Source organism: Muriicola sp. E247 (assembly GCF_041358175.1).
Classification (GTDB): Bacteria; Bacteroidota; Bacteroidia; order Flavobacteriales; family Flavobacteriaceae; genus Muriicola.
In genome coordinates, this window is record NZ_JBGKBE010000006.1 from 98,550 (window position 1) to 116,974 (window position 18,425).

Below are 18,425 nucleotides of genomic sequence, written 5' to 3' on the forward strand. Positions count from 1 at the left end.
ATGGAGAATTCAAACGAATTAAGAGGATGGTTAGATGATTTGGGGCTCTCTCACCCCCTGGTGATAGCTGGTCCCTGTAGTGCAGAAACCGAAAAGCAGGTCTTAGAGATTGCTCATGAACTCAAGGATACAGATGTCAATTACTACAGAGCAGGAATATGGAAACCGCGAACACGCCCCGGTAATTTTGAAGGTGTTGGTGCCATAGGTCTTAAATGGCTGCAGCAGGTTAAAAGTGAAACGGGCTTAAAAACAGCAACAGAAGTGGCCAACCGTACACATGTGGAACTGGCCCTGGAACACGATATTGACCTTCTGTGGATAGGAGCGCGATCTACTGTGAGTCCGTTTATCGTGCAGGAAATAGCAGATGCCCTCGAGGGAACCGATAAGATCGTTTTGGTAAAAAACCCGGTAAATCCTGATCTTTCTCTATGGTTGGGTGCTGTAGAGCGACTGCATTCGGCCAATATCGGGAAGTTAGGTGTAATTCATAGAGGTTTTTCTACCTACGAAAAATCGAAGTACAGAAACATTCCGGAGTGGCAGCTGGCTATTGAGTTGCAGACCAGATTCCCAGACCTGCCTTTGATCAATGATCCTTCACATATTACCGGGAAGCGGGATATGATTTTTGACGTATCTCAGACTGCTCTTGATCTCAACTTTGACGGTCTGATGATAGAGACGCATTGCGATCCTGAGAACGCCTGGAGCGATGCAGCCCAGCAAGTAACCCCTAAACGACTTATACAGATCATGGAAGACCTGAAGATCAGAAAGGAAACAGATGAAGAAGCAGAATATAAAAACAAATTGAGTAACCTGCGGGCACAGATCGATATCATCGATAACCAGCTCATCGATATGCTGGGAAAAAGGATGCAGGTTTCTGATGGCATCGGGGAGTTGAAAAAACAACGCAACGTGGCCGTTTTGCAAACCAACCGATGGAATGCCATCCTGGGGAAAATGATCCTTGAAGGGGAGACCAAGGGATTAAGCGAGGAATTCGTCCTTAAGATGTTTAAAGCGATCCATCAGGAATCTATCAACCACCAGGAAAAGATCATTAATTCATAAAAGTGTTATTATACTGTAACAAATGAGACTCTGGTGAGTCTTTATGAAAACACTAAAACTGAATTATGAAAAGAGCTATTTTTCTTACTGTCCTGCTCATATCTACAATGAGTTTTGCACAACGGATTGTCGACAAAGAAGTTGGAGAATTTGACGAAATTAAGGTGTACGACCTGATCGAGGTTAATCTGATCAAATCAAATGAAAACCGTATTCTGATAAAGGGTAAAAATGTGGATGACATCAGATTTGTAAACAGAGACGGCGTCTTGAAACTCCGTATGCAACTCGAAAAGAAATTCCAGGGAGAGGATACCTTCATTGAGGTGTATTATACTGATATCGATGTTATTGACGGGAATGAAGGAGCTAAAATTGTTTGCAATGAAACCGTTGAAAAGGACAGGATTACCTTAAAGGCACAGGAAGGAGCGCAGATAAAGGTCGGATTGGAAGTCGATCATGTAGATATTCGGGCCGTAACCGGTGGAATAATTGAAGCCTCCGGGCTTGCCAGAAACCAGTTTATTGTCCTCACAACAGGGGGTGTTTTTGAAGGTAAGGAACTCAAAACCTCAAATACTTCTATCAAGATTCTTGCCGGTGGAGAGGCTTCCCTAAGTGCTTCAGATGAAGTAGATATCAATGTCAGGGCCGGTGGAGACGTTTATGTTTACGGTAATCCAAAAAAAGTGAATAAAAATACCATGGCTGGAGGCCGAATTTATATTAAGGACTAGTCTTATAAAAACAGAAAAACCCCGCAAGATCATTTGCGGGGTTTTTATTTGCATTTACTTTTTAAATATATATCGGGTAATAAATATTCCTTGTCCATCACCTTTACCGCCCTCGCTTTCAACGGCACTGGTTACGAAAGCCAATTCCCATCCCTCAGAAATCATTGTATTGATCATAGATGTAATAATGGCATCGTTTGCAGCGATATTCTGGAAGCGAATACCTCCCAGATTGTAAAAGTTTAGGAGTTTTGTCTCCTCAAAATTCTTTACGCGAATTTCCCCGCGATCTGATTTATTTCTTGAATTATCTTCTTCAGTTTGAACACTGCTAAATTCCTTGTAATCTTTTTCCTCTAGGGCATTTATGATTCTGGATCTCCCCAGACCATTGGGAACAATAGATTCTACGCTGGTGATAACTTTAAATTGCTGCGCTTCCAGTCCGAGGCTGAAACCAATGGCGAGAAGCATTAAAAAGATGCTTTTTTTCATATAATTAATCTTTAATGGGTTAAACTAGTTTTTGTACCTTAAAGATAACCCATAGTGTTAAAGGAATATTGTTTCTTTGTGGAGAGATATGAACAAGAATGAAGGGAACTGTTTATAAATCAACAGGGAGTTGGTTTACGGTTAAGACTTACGAAGGAGAGGTATTCGATTGCCGGATAAAAGGCCGTTTCAGGATCAAGGGCATAAAAAGTACCAATCCTATCGCAGTAGGGGATGTAGTAAGCTTTGAATTGGAGAAGACAGGAGATGATACCTTTGGAGTGATCCATGATATTGAAGAAAGGACAAACTATATTATCCGGAAATCAGTTAAGCTTTCAAAACAAACCCATATAATTGCGGCAAATATTGATCAGGTTTTTCTGATGATTACGCTCAATAACCCCAAAACCTACACCATTTTTATAGACCGGTTTCTGGCAACTTCCGAGGCTTATGACATAAAAACGGTACTGCTCTTTAATAAAATTGATACCTATGACGAGGATGAGCTGACAGAAGTTAAATATCTCGCAGCACTATACAGAAAAATTGGGTATACCTGCCTTGGGATTTCCGCCAAAGAAGGCAGGAATGTAGAGCAGGTTAAAGAAATGATGATTGGCAAGATCAGCATGTTCTCAGGGCATTCAGGAGTAGGTAAAACGACCCTGATCAATGCTATAGAACCCTCCCTGGAATTAAAAACAGCTGAGATCTCTGAACAACACCTGCAGGGACAACATACTACCACTTTTGCGGAGATGTACGACCTGAGTTTTAATGCGCGTATTATTGACACTCCTGGTATCAAGGGCTTTGGCCTTGTAGATATGGAGAAAGAGGAAATCGGAGATTATTTTCCTGAATTTTTTGCCCTGAAACAAGATTGTAAATTCAACAATTGCTTGCATATAGATGAGCCTCAATGTGCCGTAAAAGACGCCCTGGAAGATGATGAGGTTTCCTGGAGCAGATATAAAAGTTATGTGCAAATGGTGAGTGGGGAAGAAGACACTTACCGATTTGATGATTATGATGGGTAGGAGGGAGGAGAACCTGGAAATATAGTAAAGAATGAGAGCAGTAGTACAAAGGGTGGCCTGGGCACATATTACCGTGGATGAGGTAAGGACTGCAGAAATTGAAGAAGGACTTCTTATTCTATTAGGTATAGAAGATGCCGACACCCGGGAAGATATCACCTGGCTTTCAAATAAAATCTCCAATTTACGTATCTTCAATGATGAGGATGGGGTGATGAACCGATCTTTGAAGGAAGTAGATGGAGATGCAATAGTGGTTAGTCAGTTTACCCTCCATGCGAGTACAAAAAAAGGAAACAGGCCTTCTTATATCAGAGCTTCAAAACCTGAGGTGGCCATTCCCTTATACGAGGATTTTGTAAAACAGTTTGAACTCGACCTCGGAAAAAAAGTAGGAACGGGGATTTTCGGGGCGGATATGAAAGTTGCCTTATTGAACGACGGTCCTGTGACCATTTTTATCGATACTAAAAATAGGTAGGAGGCAATTTTGTTTATTTATGTTTTAAATTTTGTAGGAATTTTTTCATATTTAGGTAATATTAGCCAACCTAGACCTATTTATGCGACACTTAATACTATTCTTGCTGCCTTTATATTCTAGTATCCTCACAGCACAAGATCTAAACTTTGCCGTTAGCGCAATCCCTGAAAAATTAGTTAAAAATGCCAATGCCGTAGTGCGTCTAAATCATTTAGACGTTGAATTGCATTCCTTGACGGAAATGGAAATTTCCATGAGAAGAGTAGTAACAGTTTTAAACAAATTGGGCGATACGCATGTTAATGGTCAAGTGGGCTATAACAACAGTATAAAAATAAAAGATGTTCAAGCAATTGTGTATGATAAAAATGGTTCTGAGATAAAAAAATTCAAAGAGCGGGATTTTAATGATATCAGTGCCGTAGATGGGGGGACATTATATTCAGATTCACGAGTGAAATATCTAAAATACACCCCAATAGATTATCCTTATACAGTTGAATTTACTTATAACTTATCTACTAAGAATACTGCTATTACACCATCCTGGTATTTTCTGGAAGGGTTTATGGTGAGTACAGAAAAAAGTGTCTACAATATTAGCTGGAAAATTCCCGAAATGAAACCACAAATATTGACTCTTCATTTGGATGGGTATTCTATCAACACAATTGAAAATGAAAATCGCACCACTTTTATAGGATCGGAAATTCCATCGATGAAAAGTGAGGCCCATGCCCCTGCTTTTTCTAAAATTGCACCAAAGATCATGGTTCGGCCAACCACCTTTAACTATGAAGGATTTTTAGGAAAAGTAGAAAATTGGAAGGATTTAGGATTATGGATGTATTCAAATATGTTGGAAAACCGAAATGAAGTCTCGGATAAAACAAAAGATGATGTATTAGCCTTAACTGAGGGCATCACAGATCCTATGGCGAAGGCGAAGAAAATATACCAATATGTACAGGACAATATGCGTTATATAAGTGTTCAGGTAGGTATTGGAGGGATTCAGCCCATAAGCGCGATTGAAGTAGATAAAGTAAAATATGGGGATTGTAAAGGCTTGTCTAACTTCACAAAGGCCTTATTGGCATTAGTTGGGGTGGAAGCATATTACGTGCATGTGGAAGCAGGTAACACGAAAATAGATTTTTTTGAAGATTTTGCTGATCTGTCCCAAGGGAATCATGTTATTTTGGCCATACCAGAAGGCGAGAATTACCATTGGATAGATTGCACCTCCAAAACACATCCATTTGGTTTCCTTGGTGATTTTACAGATGACAGAACCGTGATGGTTATTAAGCCCAACGGTGGAGAATTGCGTCGTACTCCGAGTTATTTAAATGAGTTTAACAGGCAGAATATTACAGCATCTATATCTATAAGCGCAGATCTGAGCTTAAAAGCGCAGGTAAAAATTAAAACGAAAGGAACACAATACGACTCGCACTTTTTTCTGGTAAATGAAAACAAAGATGATGTAATAAAATACTACAAAAAATTCTGGAGCAATGTAAATAATCTTCAAATAATCGGTTTCCAGTTTCAAAACAATAAGGAGGATGTTGAATTCGTGGAAGATATTGATTTAGAGGCATCAAATTATGCGGTAAAGAGTGGTAATCGACTGTTTCTTAGCCCTAATGTGCTTAACAGAAATGCTTACATTCCAAAACGTTATCGCAACAGAAGCTTGCCTTTCGAAATATCTAGAGGATACCTGGATGAAGATAAATATGTTATTGTACTCCCGGCAGGCTATGCAATTGAGGCCATTCCAAGAGCTGTAAGTATTGAGAATGAGTTTGGGACATATCACCTAAAATTTGATCTTGATAACAAAAGTAATACTCTCACCTATTCCCGAAGTCTGCTGTTAAAAACTAACCTATTTCCCAAAGATAAATACGAGGATTATAGAAACTTCAGGAAAGAAGTTGCAAAGTATGATAATGCTCAAATGGTATTAAAACAATTATAATCAAAGCTTTTAAATGTTACCTATGAATCAATTTTACATCTTATTGTTGGCACTTATGTTCTTTTCCATTGGATTGAATGGACAAAGTTTGAAGTTTGATGACATCAATCAGGAAATGCTGGAGGAAATGTCTTATGCGACTGATTCTGCGGCAAGTGCCGCTGTGTTGCAGAGAACGCATGCGGTAAATTTCATTTATAAAGAATCTACAGGGTTTCAGCTCATTACAACAGTCCGAAAAAGAATTAAAATTTACAAGACGGAAGGATTTTCCTATGCCACCATTTCTGAAAATTTATATAATCATAAGGGAGATAGAGAAACTGTATCAGGATTAAAAGCTGAAACCTACAATTTGGAAGATGGAAAGGTTGTAACTACCAAACTAAAACGATCGGAAACATATACCAAAGAACGCAATAAATATTATGATGAATACACTTTTACTATGCCGAATGTAAAGGAAGGAAGTATTATTGATTATGAATACACAATTACCTCGCCCTTCGCACATCTTATAGATGAAATTTATATTCAATATGATATTCCGATCAAGGAACAGGAAATAGTTGTAACAACTCCGGAATTTTATATGTTTCAATCAATAATGAAAGGTTTTTTAACAATATCCCCTACTTACTCGAAGGAAGCGCGAAGATTAACCTATAATTCCCAAGTAAAGGGAGGATATGCTGGGCCGGGAAATACAAGGTCTAATAGTCTTGATTATTTCGTGTATAGAAGTTCATATGTTTTAAAAGATACGCCGGCACTTAAGGAAGAGTCCTATGTTAATAACATGGACAATTACAGAGGTAGTATTAATTATGAGTTGAAATATGTACAATTTCCGAATTCTCCCAGAAAGGAGTATTCAACGACCTGGGAGGAGGTAGCCAAGACTATTTTTGATCATGACGATTTTGGAAGGCAACTTAACTACAGCGGGTATTTTAAGGATGTTTTAAAGGAAATTATTCAAGATACAGATGATGAAGCTACAAAAGTCTCGGCCATTTATAAATATGTGCAAGACTATATGACATGGAATGGTTATAGGGGATATAATACGGACAAGGGAGTTAAGGCTGCATTTAAAGAACGCTCCGGGAATATTGCGGAAATTAATTTAATGTTAATTGCTATGCTACGAGGTGCCGGGTTAATGGCAAATCCGGTATTGGTTAGTACCCGTGATCACGGGATTCCTCTTTTTCCTACAAGAGAAGGATTTAATTATGTGGTTGCCATGGTTAGTTTAAATGAGGAACAAATTTTTCTGGATGCCACAAATAAATATGCCGAACCCAATATAATACCGGTACGGGCTTTAAATTGGTATGGGAAACAGATTAACGAAGACGGGAGTTTTTCGTCCGTTTCTTTATTTCCATCCAAACCCTCTCGTGAGGTAATAATGTTAACTATTTCTATGGAGGAAGAAGGGGAAATTCATGGAAAAATGAGAAAATATTATTCCGGTCATAGCGCCTATCTCTTTCGAAATCAATATAACGAACTAGATGAAGAAACTTATTTAGAAAATCTGGAAACTCGTAATAAGGGTATGTTAATCTCGGAATATGAAATAACCAATAAAGAAGTACTGGGTGAAACCATCTCCGAAAATTTTGAATTTAGCCTTGAGTTTCAATCGACTGTTACGGGTGACAATATTTATTTTTCACCTTTGTTTAATTTCGCTATGAAAGAAAATCCGTTTAAACTTGAAGAACGGAATTTTCCGATAGATTTTACTTTTCCATGGGAAGAGCGTTACGTGATTAACATTAAAATTCCCGAAGGATATGAAGTGATCTCCTTGCCAGAACCCATCAACATTTCTCTGCAGAACAATATGGGTGGTTTTGTTTTTAATATTAACAAAACAAATAATTCTATTCAGCTTATGACGGATCTTAAGTTTAATGAAGCAGTGATCCCTGCACAAAACTATGAGGAATTAAAAAATTTCTTTAAAATCATAGTTGAAAAAGAGGCAGAAAAAGTAGTTTTATCTAAAGCAAACAAAAATGAAAATTCAAAACGCTCAGCAGAGGGTAGATGAATGGATCAAAGCACACGGAGTTCGTTATTTTAATGAACTTACCAATATGGCTCAACTCACCGAGGAAGTAGGGGAAGTTGCCAGGATTATTGCACGCAGGTACGGAGAGCAGAGCGAAAAACCTTCAGACAAGGACAAAGATCTCGGAGAAGAATTGGCCGATGTACTTTTCGTAGTCCTCTGCCTGGCCAATCAAACTGGAATTAATCTTCAGGAAGCATTTGACAAAAAACTGGAATTGAAAACCAGGCGAGATCACAAAAGACACCAGGATAATAAAAAACTCAAATAAGAGTACCTTTGTGGATCCTGTTAAAAACGGCGGGTATACAAAGGACAATTCAAAACATTATCTCATTGACACTTCATCTTTCAGGGCCGTTAGCTCCAGTTAAGCATTCCAGGATCAGTATCACAGGTTCTAAAAGTGAGTCGAACAGATTATTGCTCCTCCAGGCACTGTACCCCCAACTCAAAATAGAAAACATTTCCAATGCAGATGATGTAAAAGTAATGAGGAAAGGACTGAAGGTCAGGACCGGAACCGTGGATATTCATCATGCAGGTACGGCGATGAGGTTTCTTACCGCTTACTTCGCCACACGCGAAGGAGTTGAGGTCACCCTAACAGGGTCTTCACGGATGCAGGAACGGCCCATTAAGGTATTGGTTGATTCCCTCCTCCAATTAGGGGCCGACATTGAATACGAGAAAAATATAGGTTATCCCCCCTTGCGCATTCGAGGAAAAAAGCTTGAGAGATCAATTGTGAGTTTGCCTGCAAATATCAGCAGTCAGTATATTTCTGCCTTACTCTTGGTAGCGCCTGGGATGAAAGAGGGTCTGGAATTAGAACTTACCGGGGAGATTACTTCGGTGCCTTATATTAAAATGACACTTTCACTTTTAAATGAAATTGGAATCGTCACTTCATTTTCCGGAAATAAAATCAAAGTAGAACCGGCGGAAACCGTTTTACCAAAAAGTATAAGGGTGGAATCAGACTGGAGTTCTGCTTCCTATTTTTACAGTATTGCTGCCTTTAGTGAAATAGGAACCCATCTGGAGCTCACTTCATATAGTGCCAAAAGCCTGCAAGGGGATAGGGTGCTGGCAGATTTATACCAAAGCTTCGGGGTAGAAACCCAGTTCGAAGATCAGACCTTGCACCTTAGAAAATTAGCCCATCCTGTTAAATCTGAGAAGAATAAAAATGTCTTATTGAAATTCCACCTGGCCGATGCCCCTGATATCGCACAGACTATTGCAGTAAACTGCTTTGGCCTGGGAATGGGCTGCCATATAACCGGGCTCCACACCTTAAAAATCAAGGAAACTGACCGGCTGGAAGCTCTAAAGACCGAGCTTTCTAAACTGGGGGCCCGAATTGAAGTTTCAGATCACCACCTTGAATTGGCCCCCGGTGATATGATCAAATCTGACGTATCTATAGCGACATACAACGATCATCGGATGGCCATGGCATTCGCGCCACTGGCCTTGAAAACAGATTTATTTATTGAAGATGCCAGCGTGGTTTCCAAGTCGTATCCGGACTTCTGGGATGACCTGAAAGAACTCAATTTTCAAATTCGCCATGTAGCCGGTTGATTTAATCATCTATTTACTTGACAAGGCCTGTTGCCAGGTCGTATATTTGCAGCTTTTAAATTAATCCTGCATACCAGAATCCCGGTGAAAATTCGGCATCCTGTTTTAATCTACAGGTTTTTTTAATCGACTAAACATTCTTCTATGAAATTATCACATTTTAATTTTGAACTTCCAAAAGAGTTATTAGCTGAGTATCCTTCAGAACACAGGGATGAATCAAAGCTGATGGTCGTTCACAAAGAAACAGGAAAGATCGAACATAAGATGTTTAAAGATCTTATCAACTATTTTGATGAAGACGATGTGATGGTATTAAACAACACCAAGGTTTTTCCCGCAAGATTGTTTGGAAACAAAGAAAAAACCGGGGCGAGGATTGAAGTGTTTTTGTTACGTGAACTGAATGAAGAACAGCGACTGTGGGACGTGCTGGTTGATCCTGCCCGAAAGATACGTATTGGAAATAAACTCTATTTTGGAGAAGACGAAAGCCTGGTGGCTGAGGTTATAGATAATACCACTTCTCGTGGACGTACACTTCGTTTTCTTTATGATGGTGCCTACATAGATTTCAGAAGAAAACTCAGAGAATTAGGAGAGACACCTTTGCCAAAATACATAAAAAGGGACGTTGAACCCGAGGACGAAAAGCGTTACCAGACTATTTATGCCAAACATGAAGGTGCCGTGGCTGCTCCTACTGCCGGACTTCATTTTTCAAAACACCTGCTGAAACGTCTTGAGATTAAAGGGATCAAATTTGCTGAAATCACACTGCATGTGGGATTGGGAACCTTCAACCCAGTGGAAGTAGAAGATTTATCCAAACATAAAATGGACAGTGAAGAACTTGTCATTGATGAACGTGCTACCGAAATTGTCAATACAGCGAAGAACAGGAAGAGAAGGATATGTGCCGTGGGAACTACCGCAATGAGAGGTCTCGAAAGTGCAGTCTCCTCCGAACATATGCTCAATACTTTTGATGGATGGACAAATAAATTTATTTTCCCACCCTATGAATTCAGTATTGCCAACGCTATGGTTACCAATTTCCACCTGCCGAAATCTACATTGCTGATGATGGTCTCGGCCTTTATGGGTCATGATCTTATGAAACGGGCTTATAAGGAGGCCATCCTTGAAGGATACCGCTTTTACTCCTACGGAGATGCGATGCTGATCATATAAGCAATCCTGATAAACAGACCCTTTATCCTCTTCTTGAGGAGCAAACCAAGGAACAGTTAATTCAAACAATGGAGGCTATCCAAAAGAAAGACATCAGAGCTTTAACAAGGGAAGAGTTGAGGTCTTTTTTCCTGGAAAGGGGCGATAAGGCTTATCGTGGCGACCAGGTATTTGAATGGCTGTGGAAAAAAGGAGCCCATTCATTTGAGGATATGACCAACCTCTCAAAGAGTGTCAGGTCCATGCTGATGGAGCAATACGTGATCAACCATATTGAGGTCGACCACATGCAGCGTAGTAAGGATGGTACGATTAAAAATGCTGTTCGCCTTCACGATGGATTAATAGTAGAGTCGGTTTTAATCCCCACTTCAAAAAGAACAACCGCTTGTGTTTCGAGTCAGGTGGGATGCAGCCTTGACTGTAAATTTTGTGCAACGGCCCGTTTGAAGAGAATGCGAAACTTGAATCCGGATGAGATCTACGATCAGGTTGTTGCCATAGACCGCCAAAGTCGATTATACCACAATCGCCCCCTCAGCAATATTGTTTTTATGGGAATGGGCGAGCCATTGATGAATTATAGAAATGTCCTTAAGGCGATTGATAAAATAACCGGGGATGAAGGATTGGGGATGTCTCCAAAGAGAATCACAGTTTCTACCTCCGGAGTTCCCAAGATCATTCGTAAGATGGCAGATGAAGAGGTGAGATTTAAACTGGCTGTTTCCCTTCATTCGGCCATTGATGAGGTCCGGACTTCCATAATGCCCTTCAATGCTACCTTTACCCTTTCCGATCTTCGGGAAGCCCTGGAATACTGGTATCAGAAAACGAAAAGCAGGATAACGTATGAGTACGTGGTCTGGGAAGGTGTTAACGACCGTCAGAAGGATGTGGATGCCCTGGTCGAATTCTGCAGGTTTGCTCCCTCCAAGGTAAATCTCATTGAGTATAACCCTATTGATGACGGGGATTTCAGACAAGCTGATGATATCGCAATTGATATGTACGTCGATGCACTGGAAGCAGCAGGAATTACAGTTACCGTAAGACGTTCACGGGGGAAGGATATAGACGCTGCCTGCGGGCAACTGGCTAATAAATCCTGAATAACCTCAGCCTTGGAACACATTCAGGTATTCTATAGTGAAGAAAAACGATTGCCGGGCAAGGCCTGCATATTTTTTGCCTAAATTTAAAACTCACAAAGATCTCGTAACAATCCTCCGGAATTGAAAGTAGTCTCGCAAATAAAAGAACCTGTAAGCAGGGAAATGGAACTATTTGAACAGAAGTTCTTTGATTCCATGTCCTCTAAAGTGGCCCTGCTCAATCGAATCACCTATTACATCGTCAATAGGAAAGGCAAGCAGATGCGACCTATGTTTGTCTTTCTGACGGCAAAAATGGTCAACGAGGGGGAGGTAAACGAGCGAACTTACCGGGGAGCATCGGTCATCGAACTTATCCATACAGCCTCCCTGGTTCACGATGATGTTGTGGATGAAAGTTATAAAAGAAGGGGTTTCTTCTCCATCAATGCCTTGTGGAAAAATAAGATTGCTGTCCTGGTAGGGGATTATTTGCTCTCCAAAGGTATGCTGCTATCGGTGGAGCACGGGGATTTTGACCTGCTCAGGATTATCTCTGTCGCTATAAGAGAGATCAGCGAAGGGGAATTACTGCAACTGGAGAAAGCAAGACGTCTCGATATCGACGAGGAAGTCTATTACGATATCATCAGGCAAAAAACAGCCACACTTATTGCTGCCTGCTGCAGTCTGGGGGCCTGTTCTGTTAAGCCCGATTCTCCACATGTGGAAACCTTCCGCAAGTTTGGCGAACTATGTGGAATGGCCTTTCAGATAAAAGACGACCTCTTTGACTATGGAGAAACGAAAATTGGCAAGCCCACAGGGATAGACATCAAGGAACAGAAAATGACTCTTCCTCTTATCTATGCCCTGAATAAAGCTTCAGAAAAAGATAAACGCTGGCTTATTAATTCGGTAAAAAATCACAACAAGGACAAGAAGCGCGTAAAAGAGGTAATTCAGTTTGTGAAAGATCAGGGCGGACTGGAGTATGCCGAATCAAAAATGCACGAATATCAGGAAAAAGCCCTTGAATTGCTGGACACCTACCCGGCCTCTCCTTATAAAGAAGCCCTGCAACTGATGGTCAATTATGTGGTTGATCGAAAGAAGTAGTATTCGAGGATTTTAATAATATCTCTTTTTTTTTTCACATCCAGGCAACGTTTTTGATGTTTGTCTCGTCTATTATTAAAGAAGGACTAACTACATGAAGATTATTTCATTGTACGAGAACGAGAAGGTAACCCTTAGAAAAGCTATTAAGGGTAACCGGAATGCACAGCGCACCCTTTATGAAAAACATTCACCTAAAATGCTTTCGGTGTGCAGGCAATATATTAAGGACGTTCATTTTGCGGAGGATGTAATGATAAGCGGATTTGTAAAAGTCTTTAAAGGCCTGCATTCCTTCAGGTTTGAAGGGAGCTTTGAAGGATGGATACGGCGAATAATGGTTCGTGAGGCCGTTTCGTATCTGCGGAAGAATCAGTTTGTGGTATTCGACTCTGATAAAATTGAAAGTTATGCAGAGGAAGTGATGTATCACGAATCCCTCCTGCAGGTTGAAGAAGTCCAGAAGCTGATCGATACCCTGCCAGAAGGCTATAAAATGGTTTTTGTTCTTTACGCTGTGGAAGGATATAAACACAGGGAAATAGCTGAATTACTTCAGATTTCTGAAAGCACATCTAAATCGCAGCTATTTAAGGCAAGGCAGTTTCTACAACAACGTATCAGTAGTTTGGAAATTAAGAAGAGGACAAAATCTTAAGAAAAAAATTATGGCAAAGAATCGCTTCGATAATAAAATAAGAGAGGTACTGGATGAACGAACAATAAATCCTTCCAAGGACTCATGGTCTGTCATTGAAACTCATCTGGGATCTGCTAAAACTACGAAGAGGGGTGCATATTGGAAATATGCGGTCGCAGCAGGATTTATAGGGATTGTATTTATTTCGATTTTCCTTTTATCTCCGGAAGCAGATGAAACTATCCCGGGCAATGAGGTGGTTAATTCCACGAACGAAACTGAGCGGGATGTACCCGCGATAATGGAAGAAGAACCCTCCGAATTAAAATCAGTAATTGCTGTGCAGTCTGAATCAGAGAATGAGACCAGTTACAAGCCGGAGCAGCAGATGGAAATGAATTCGGAAATTGCTGAGGTTTCGCAGGAATATAAAGAAGAAAACATACAGCAATCGGCGAAGGAAATTTTGCAGGCTGAGAAATTGGAAATCAAAATTGCTGAAGTTGTGGCACAGGTTGCCATTTTGGAAGAGACAAAGGGTGTTGTGTCTGATGAAGTAATTGATTCCCTGCTGATGGAAGCTCAGGCAGAATTGTTGAATAAGAGACCTATTCAGAATTATGATAGGGTTGATGCCCTGGCTCTTTTGGCTGATGTGGAAGAGGAAGTTAATCGTTCCTTCAGAGACCAGTTATTTGAGAAACTAAAAGACGGCTATTTAAAAGTAAGAACGGCTATAGCTTACAGAAACGAATAATTACAATTTACTAATAAATACCTTCTTCATAGCTCGCCTATGAGGCCGGGAAGAGTTTGTTCATCAATCAAATAAAATCAAAAATCATGACAACATTAACAAGACTAACCCTGACCTTTATTATTTTTCTTCTCATCCAGAGCCTTAGCGCTCAGACAGAAGTACAACAAAAAATAGATTCACTTCAACAGCAGAAGGAGCGGGTTGCCTTACAGGAGAAAGAAGCCCTGAAGAAAGAAGTGGAAGCTATCGTTATGAGGCAAAAAAGCGGAGAGATAACTGCGGAGGAAGCCCGGGAATTAAAAGAGGAGGCGGCGCGAAAAAGAGCACTTAATATTGAAAATAAACTGGCAATTCTCGATAACACTATCGCGCTGATGCAGCGGAATGGAGGAGTGACAGATGCGGAACAGGACAGCACCCAGTATGTGACTAAGATAGAAATTGGTTGGGGTCACCGGGATACTGAAAACAGCAGGATATTTGGGATCCGATATTCAGATAGGAAAGAACCAAAACCAGTAGTTTACGACCGGAGAACATATTCTGATCTGGTGCTGGCTTTCGGGATCAATAACGCCATCATCGACGGTCAGTCGCTGGGAGACTCTCCCTACGAGTTAGGAGGCAGCCGATTTTTTGAATTAGGGGTATCATGGAGAACAAGAGTTTTTAAGAACACTAATTTTATGCGAATTAATTACGGTTTGTCTTTACAATTTAACGGCCTGCAACCCAAGGATAATCAGTACTTTGTATCCGACGGGCCGGAGACGACCCTGGAAACGTTTGACGTTGACCTAAGAAAGGCAAAACTACGTATGGACAACCTCGTAGTCCCAGTCTATTTTGAATTCGGACCTTCAAAGTTTACAGAAACGGAGACGAAGATAAGGTACTCGATAAGGAACCAGTTTCGCATTGGTTTTGGAGGTTTTGCGGGATTCAATATCGGAACCCGTCAAAAACTTAAGTACGACAGGAATGGGGAAAGGGTGAAAGATAAATTAAAGCGAGGGTACAACAGCAGTGATTTTGTTTATGGGATAGGAGCTTATGTAGGTATTGACGGAGTATTGTTGTATACAAAATACGACCTTAACCCCATATTTCAGGATGCCAGCATAGAACAACGAAATATTTCTTTTGGCCTGAGATTCGATATGGATTGAGAAATAATTAGTGAATCCATAGCAGTGTTGCATCGCAACTGCAGTATACTTTAGAAAACAGGGATTTGTTTTTATAACCGTCCCTGTTTGTGTATTTTTACTCCTCTTTAATAATACTCAATTGATCTCAAAATCGACCATTGACCAGGTTTACGAAACTGCCCGTGTAGAGGAGGTTATAGGCGATTTTGTTAGCCTGAAAAAATCTGGTTCTAATTTTAAAGGTCTTAGCCCTTTTACAGATGAACGGACTCCTAGTTTTATGGTGTCTCCGGTAAAACAGATTTGGAAAGATTTTAGCAGCGGTAAAGGGGGTAATGTTGTTGCGTTCTTAATGGAACACGAACACTTTACATATCCTGAGGCGATTAAATACCTTGCCAAAAAATACCAGATTGAAATAGAGGAAACCGAACAAACGGACGAACAGAAAGAGCAGGCCAATGAACGCGAGAGCTTATATCTCGTATCAGAATTCGCCCAGGAGTACTACCAGAACATATTATGGGATACAGAACCCGGGAAGGCGGTCGGACTCAGCTATTTTAAAGAGAGGGGATTTACAGAAGAAACCATACGTCATTTTGGCCTGGGATATGGCCTTGATGAATGGGATGCCTTTACAACGCATGCCCTGGAAAAAGGATATCAACTCGATTATCTCGAAAAAACAGGCCTGACCATTGTAAAGGACGATCCCAGAAATCCGGGGATTAAAAGAAAATTTGACCGTTTTAAAGGAAGGGTTCTTTTTCCAATACATTCATTAAGTGGCAGAGTGCTGGGTTTTGGAGGTCGTATTCTGGGAAATGATAAAAAAGCAGCAAAATACCTCAATTCACCGGAAAGTGAAATTTACCATAAAAGTAAGGTACTATACGGGATTTACTATGCAAAACAAGCCATAGCCAAAGAAGACAATTGCTATCTGGTGGAGGGTTATACGGATGTTATACAAATGTATCAGCGGGGAATCCATAACGTTGTGGCCTCCAGCGGGACGGCCCTGACGCCCGATCAGATACGCATTATCAACCGATTAACCAGGAATATTACAGTGCTGTTCGACGGGGATGCCGCGGGTGTACGGGCTTCGCTACGGGGGGTAGACCTTATTCTTGAACAGGGCATGAATGTGCGTATCTGCACATTTCCGGAGGGAGAAGATCCCGACAGTTTTGCCAAGAATAATGCCTATGAAGATGTTCTTGCCTATCTGGAAGAACATGCCAAGGATTTTATTCAGTTTAAAACCTCCCTTCTTGCTGAGGAAGCAGCAAACGATCCCATTAAAAAAGCGGATACTATTCGGGATATCGTAAATAGTATCTCCAAGATCCCGGACCGTATCAAGCGTGAAATATACGTGCAGCAATGTGCTGCGATGATGAATATTTCAGAAGAGGTACTTTTTAACACCCTGGCACAGATCAGCAGGAAAGAAAATACCGAGGCAAAGAAACAGGAAAGACAGCAGCAAAAGGCGTTCGAAGTAGTTAGAGAGCATCCTAAGGAAGCCAAGGTAGATGTGCAATTTGAGCTGGAACGAAAGATAATCGAGATCCTCCTTCTTTACGGAAAGGAACAACAGCAATTCGAGGATCTGGTTCTCAAAGAAAATGAGGAAGGAGAATTGGTCCTTGAACCTGAACAGGTTGAAGCTAAGGTTTACGAAAAGATCTACCTCGATCTGCAGGAAGATGAGATTGAACTTACTCATGATCAATTCAAAATCATCTATTACAAGCTAATGGAATCCCTGAATGAAAAAGATGATTTCCAACTCTCAGCATTTTTGAACGACCTGGATCAGGAATTGGTTAATAATATCTCTTCTATCCTGATGGAGGAGGAAAAGTACAACCTGCACAACTGGGAACGAAAAGACATTTATCCCAAAGAGAAATCCGGAACTATTGCTCAGCTTGTAAGCGAAACCATCCTTACCCTGAGGTGCTACCTGATAAAAAAAAGGATTTACAGTCTGCAACAAAACACCGAGGAAGAATCAGAGGATAATAATGAAGTGCTGGAAGAAATTGTCAATTATCTCCAGCTCAATAAATTACTCAATAATAAATTAAACCGGGTCCTGTCTTAAAACCCGGAATTCCGCTATAATTGGTTAGGAAAAGAACATAAAAAAAGCCCCCAATTAGAAACGGGAGCTTTCATCTTATCTAAAATGTTTAATACAATTCCAGGGCTTTTGCCTGCTGTAGTAAGTCTACTAGGTTGTCTACATTGAGTTTTTTCATCAAACGAGACTTGTAGGTACTTACCGTCTTTTCATTCAGGTTAAGGCCTTCTGCGACATCTTTATTTCGTTTACCACTGGCAAGAAGTTTTAAAACTTCTACTTCCCTGGTGGATAATTTCCGGAAGAATCTTCGCTGTTTTTGTGTTCCTTCATCAAACGCCAGACGCTGAGCCAGTTCGTTAGTGATGAACATCTTGGCATCACCTACCTTTTTTACGGCAGTAATAATATAGTCCAATTCCGAGGTTTTCGACAGATATCCGAAGGCTCCAGCTCTTATTGTACTCAAGGCGTATACATCTTCCGACTGCCCGCTGTAGATGAGTACCTTTACATCGGGATACTCTTTTTTCATCTTCCTTAAAGTAGCAATCCCATTGATTTCAGGAATATCCATTTCTAATATAACCACGTCTGGTTTAACTTTTTCTAAAGTATTAAAAAGTTCAGTGGTTGTTGAAACGTCTCCTAAAACTTGAAATTCCGGAACAGTATTAAGGACTTCTTTGATTCCCAATCGGACAATAGGATGATTGTCTGCAATTAAAATATTGATCATTGTTGGTTTTTTCTGAATACTATACGTATGTCTTACGTATAACCCTAACACGCAATGTAAGGTTTTAATATCAAATTTCTAAGGCAAAACTGTAATAATTTTATGGTTTTACT

17 protein-coding genes are annotated in these 18,425 nt (G+C 40.4%); 15 read left to right on the plus strand and 2 right to left on the minus strand.

The window, feature by feature from the left end:
- Both ACA086_RS10190 and ACA086_RS10195 read left to right on the plus strand, forming a co-directional pair.
- Positions 1–1,083, plus strand: coding sequence for a chorismate mutase (locus ACA086_RS10190; protein ID WP_371003201.1), 1,083 nt, complete (start codon positions 1–3; stop codon positions 1,081–1,083).
- A gap of 65 nt (positions 1,084–1,148) precedes the next feature.
- A complete protein-coding gene (locus ACA086_RS10195) occupies positions 1,149–1,823 on the plus strand; it encodes a head GIN domain-containing protein (protein WP_371003202.1) in 675 nt (224 codons plus the stop codon).
- A 54-nt stretch (positions 1,824–1,877) separates the two neighbouring features.
- Here ACA086_RS10195 and ACA086_RS10200 read toward each other — a convergent pair whose 3' ends face one another.
- Positions 1,878–2,318 (minus strand): hypothetical protein, encoded by a 441-nt coding sequence (locus tag ACA086_RS10200; protein WP_371003203.1) that lies wholly within the window; start codon positions 2,316–2,318, stop codon positions 1,878–1,880.
- Between the two features lie 98 nt (positions 2,319–2,416).
- Here ACA086_RS10200 and rsgA point away from each other — a divergent pair, with 98 nt between their 5' ends.
- From rsgA to dnaG, 13 genes are all read left to right on the plus strand, one after another.
- Positions 2,417–3,364, plus strand: coding sequence for a ribosome small subunit-dependent GTPase A (rsgA, locus tag ACA086_RS10205; protein ID WP_371003204.1), 948 nt, complete (start codon positions 2,417–2,419; stop codon positions 3,362–3,364).
- A 31-nt stretch (positions 3,365–3,395) separates the two neighbouring features.
- Positions 3,396–3,845 carry a D-aminoacyl-tRNA deacylase gene (gene dtd / locus ACA086_RS10210; protein ID WP_371003205.1) on the plus strand — a complete coding sequence of 150 codons (450 nt, stop codon included), beginning with the start codon at positions 3,396–3,398 and terminating at the stop codon, positions 3,843–3,845.
- 82 nt (positions 3,846–3,927) lie between these two features.
- Positions 3,928–5,838, plus strand: coding sequence for a DUF3857 domain-containing transglutaminase family protein (locus tag ACA086_RS10215; RefSeq protein WP_371003206.1), 1,911 nt, complete (start codon positions 3,928–3,930; stop codon positions 5,836–5,838).
- A gap of 22 nt (positions 5,839–5,860) precedes the next feature.
- A complete protein-coding gene (locus ACA086_RS10220; protein ID WP_371003207.1) occupies positions 5,861–7,906 on the plus strand; it encodes a DUF3857 domain-containing protein in 2,046 nt (681 codons plus the stop codon).
- Positions 7,872–8,198: a nucleotide pyrophosphohydrolase gene (locus ACA086_RS10225; RefSeq protein WP_371003208.1), complete on the plus strand. Its 327-nt coding sequence runs from the start codon at positions 7,872–7,874 to the stop codon at positions 8,196–8,198. The genes ACA086_RS10220 and ACA086_RS10225 overlap by 35 nt, the downstream gene beginning before the upstream one ends.
- A gap of 65 nt (positions 8,199–8,263) precedes the next feature.
- A complete protein-coding gene (locus tag ACA086_RS10230) occupies positions 8,264–9,517 on the plus strand; it encodes a 3-phosphoshikimate 1-carboxyvinyltransferase (RefSeq protein ID WP_371003209.1) in 1,254 nt (417 codons plus the stop codon).
- Positions 9,518–9,661: 144 nt separating this feature from the next.
- Positions 9,662–10,711 (plus strand): tRNA preQ1(34) S-adenosylmethionine ribosyltransferase-isomerase QueA, encoded by a 1,050-nt coding sequence (gene queA, locus ACA086_RS10235; protein ID WP_371003210.1) that lies wholly within the window; start codon positions 9,662–9,664, stop codon positions 10,709–10,711.
- 68 nt (positions 10,712–10,779) lie between these two features.
- Positions 10,780–11,823: a 23S rRNA (adenine(2503)-C(2))-methyltransferase RlmN gene (gene rlmN / locus ACA086_RS10240; protein ID WP_371003211.1), complete on the plus strand. Its 1,044-nt coding sequence runs from the start codon at positions 10,780–10,782 to the stop codon at positions 11,821–11,823.
- Positions 11,824–11,946: 123 nt separating this feature from the next.
- On the plus strand, positions 11,947–12,924 hold the full coding sequence (locus ACA086_RS10245) for a polyprenyl synthetase family protein (protein ID WP_371003212.1): 978 nt from the start codon (positions 11,947–11,949) through the stop codon (positions 12,922–12,924).
- 94 nt (positions 12,925–13,018) lie between these two features.
- Complete coding sequence (locus ACA086_RS10250) at positions 13,019–13,582, plus strand: RNA polymerase sigma factor (protein ID WP_371003213.1); 564 nt, start codon at positions 13,019–13,021, stop codon at positions 13,580–13,582.
- A 10-nt stretch (positions 13,583–13,592) separates the two neighbouring features.
- Complete coding sequence (locus tag ACA086_RS10255; protein WP_371003214.1) at positions 13,593–14,321, plus strand: hypothetical protein; 729 nt, start codon at positions 13,593–13,595, stop codon at positions 14,319–14,321.
- Positions 14,322–14,407: 86 nt separating this feature from the next.
- Positions 14,408–15,493 carry a hypothetical protein gene (locus ACA086_RS10260; protein ID WP_371003215.1) on the plus strand — a complete coding sequence of 362 codons (1,086 nt, stop codon included), beginning with the start codon at positions 14,408–14,410 and terminating at the stop codon, positions 15,491–15,493.
- Positions 15,494–15,614: 121 nt separating this feature from the next.
- A complete protein-coding gene (dnaG, locus tag ACA086_RS10265; RefSeq protein WP_371003216.1) occupies positions 15,615–17,594 on the plus strand; it encodes a DNA primase in 1,980 nt (659 codons plus the stop codon).
- Between the two features lie 88 nt (positions 17,595–17,682).
- Here the strand turns inward: dnaG and ACA086_RS10270 are convergent, their stop codons facing one another.
- Entirely contained in the window at positions 17,683–18,312 is a 630-nt protein-coding gene (locus ACA086_RS10270) for a response regulator (protein WP_371003217.1), read from the minus strand.
- Positions 18,313–18,425: the final 113 nt, after the last annotated feature.

Excerpts from the sequence above, each read along its gene's own strand:
- ACA086_RS10190 (WP_371003201.1), top strand. The coding sequence starts at position 1 with ATGGAGAATTCAAACGAATTAAGAGGATGGTTAGATGATTTGGGGCTC.
- ACA086_RS10195 (WP_371003202.1), top strand. The coding sequence starts at position 1,149 with ATGAAAAGAGCTATTTTTCTTACTGTCCTGCTCATATCTACAATGAGT.
- ACA086_RS10200 (WP_371003203.1), bottom strand. The coding sequence starts at position 2,318 with ATGAAAAAAAGCATCTTTTTAATGCTTCTCGCCATTGGTTTCAGCCTC.
- rsgA (WP_371003204.1), top strand. The coding sequence starts at position 2,417 with ATGAAGGGAACTGTTTATAAATCAACAGGGAGTTGGTTTACGGTTAAG.
- dtd (WP_371003205.1), top strand. The coding sequence starts at position 3,396 with ATGAGAGCAGTAGTACAAAGGGTGGCCTGGGCACATATTACCGTGGAT.
- ACA086_RS10215 (WP_371003206.1), top strand. The coding sequence starts at position 3,928 with ATGCGACACTTAATACTATTCTTGCTGCCTTTATATTCTAGTATCCTC.
- ACA086_RS10220 (WP_371003207.1), top strand. The coding sequence starts at position 5,861 with ATGAATCAATTTTACATCTTATTGTTGGCACTTATGTTCTTTTCCATT.
- ACA086_RS10225 (WP_371003208.1), top strand. The coding sequence starts at position 7,872 with ATGAAAATTCAAAACGCTCAGCAGAGGGTAGATGAATGGATCAAAGCA.
- queA (WP_371003210.1), top strand. The coding sequence starts at position 9,662 with ATGAAATTATCACATTTTAATTTTGAACTTCCAAAAGAGTTATTAGCT.
- rlmN (WP_371003211.1), top strand. The coding sequence starts at position 10,780 with ATGGAGGCTATCCAAAAGAAAGACATCAGAGCTTTAACAAGGGAAGAG.
- ACA086_RS10250 (WP_371003213.1), top strand. The coding sequence starts at position 13,019 with ATGAAGATTATTTCATTGTACGAGAACGAGAAGGTAACCCTTAGAAAA.
- ACA086_RS10255 (WP_371003214.1), top strand. The coding sequence starts at position 13,593 with ATGGCAAAGAATCGCTTCGATAATAAAATAAGAGAGGTACTGGATGAA.
- ACA086_RS10260 (WP_371003215.1), top strand. The coding sequence starts at position 14,408 with ATGACAACATTAACAAGACTAACCCTGACCTTTATTATTTTTCTTCTC.
- ACA086_RS10270 (WP_371003217.1), bottom strand. The coding sequence starts at position 18,312 with ATGATCAATATTTTAATTGCAGACAATCATCCTATTGTCCGATTGGGA.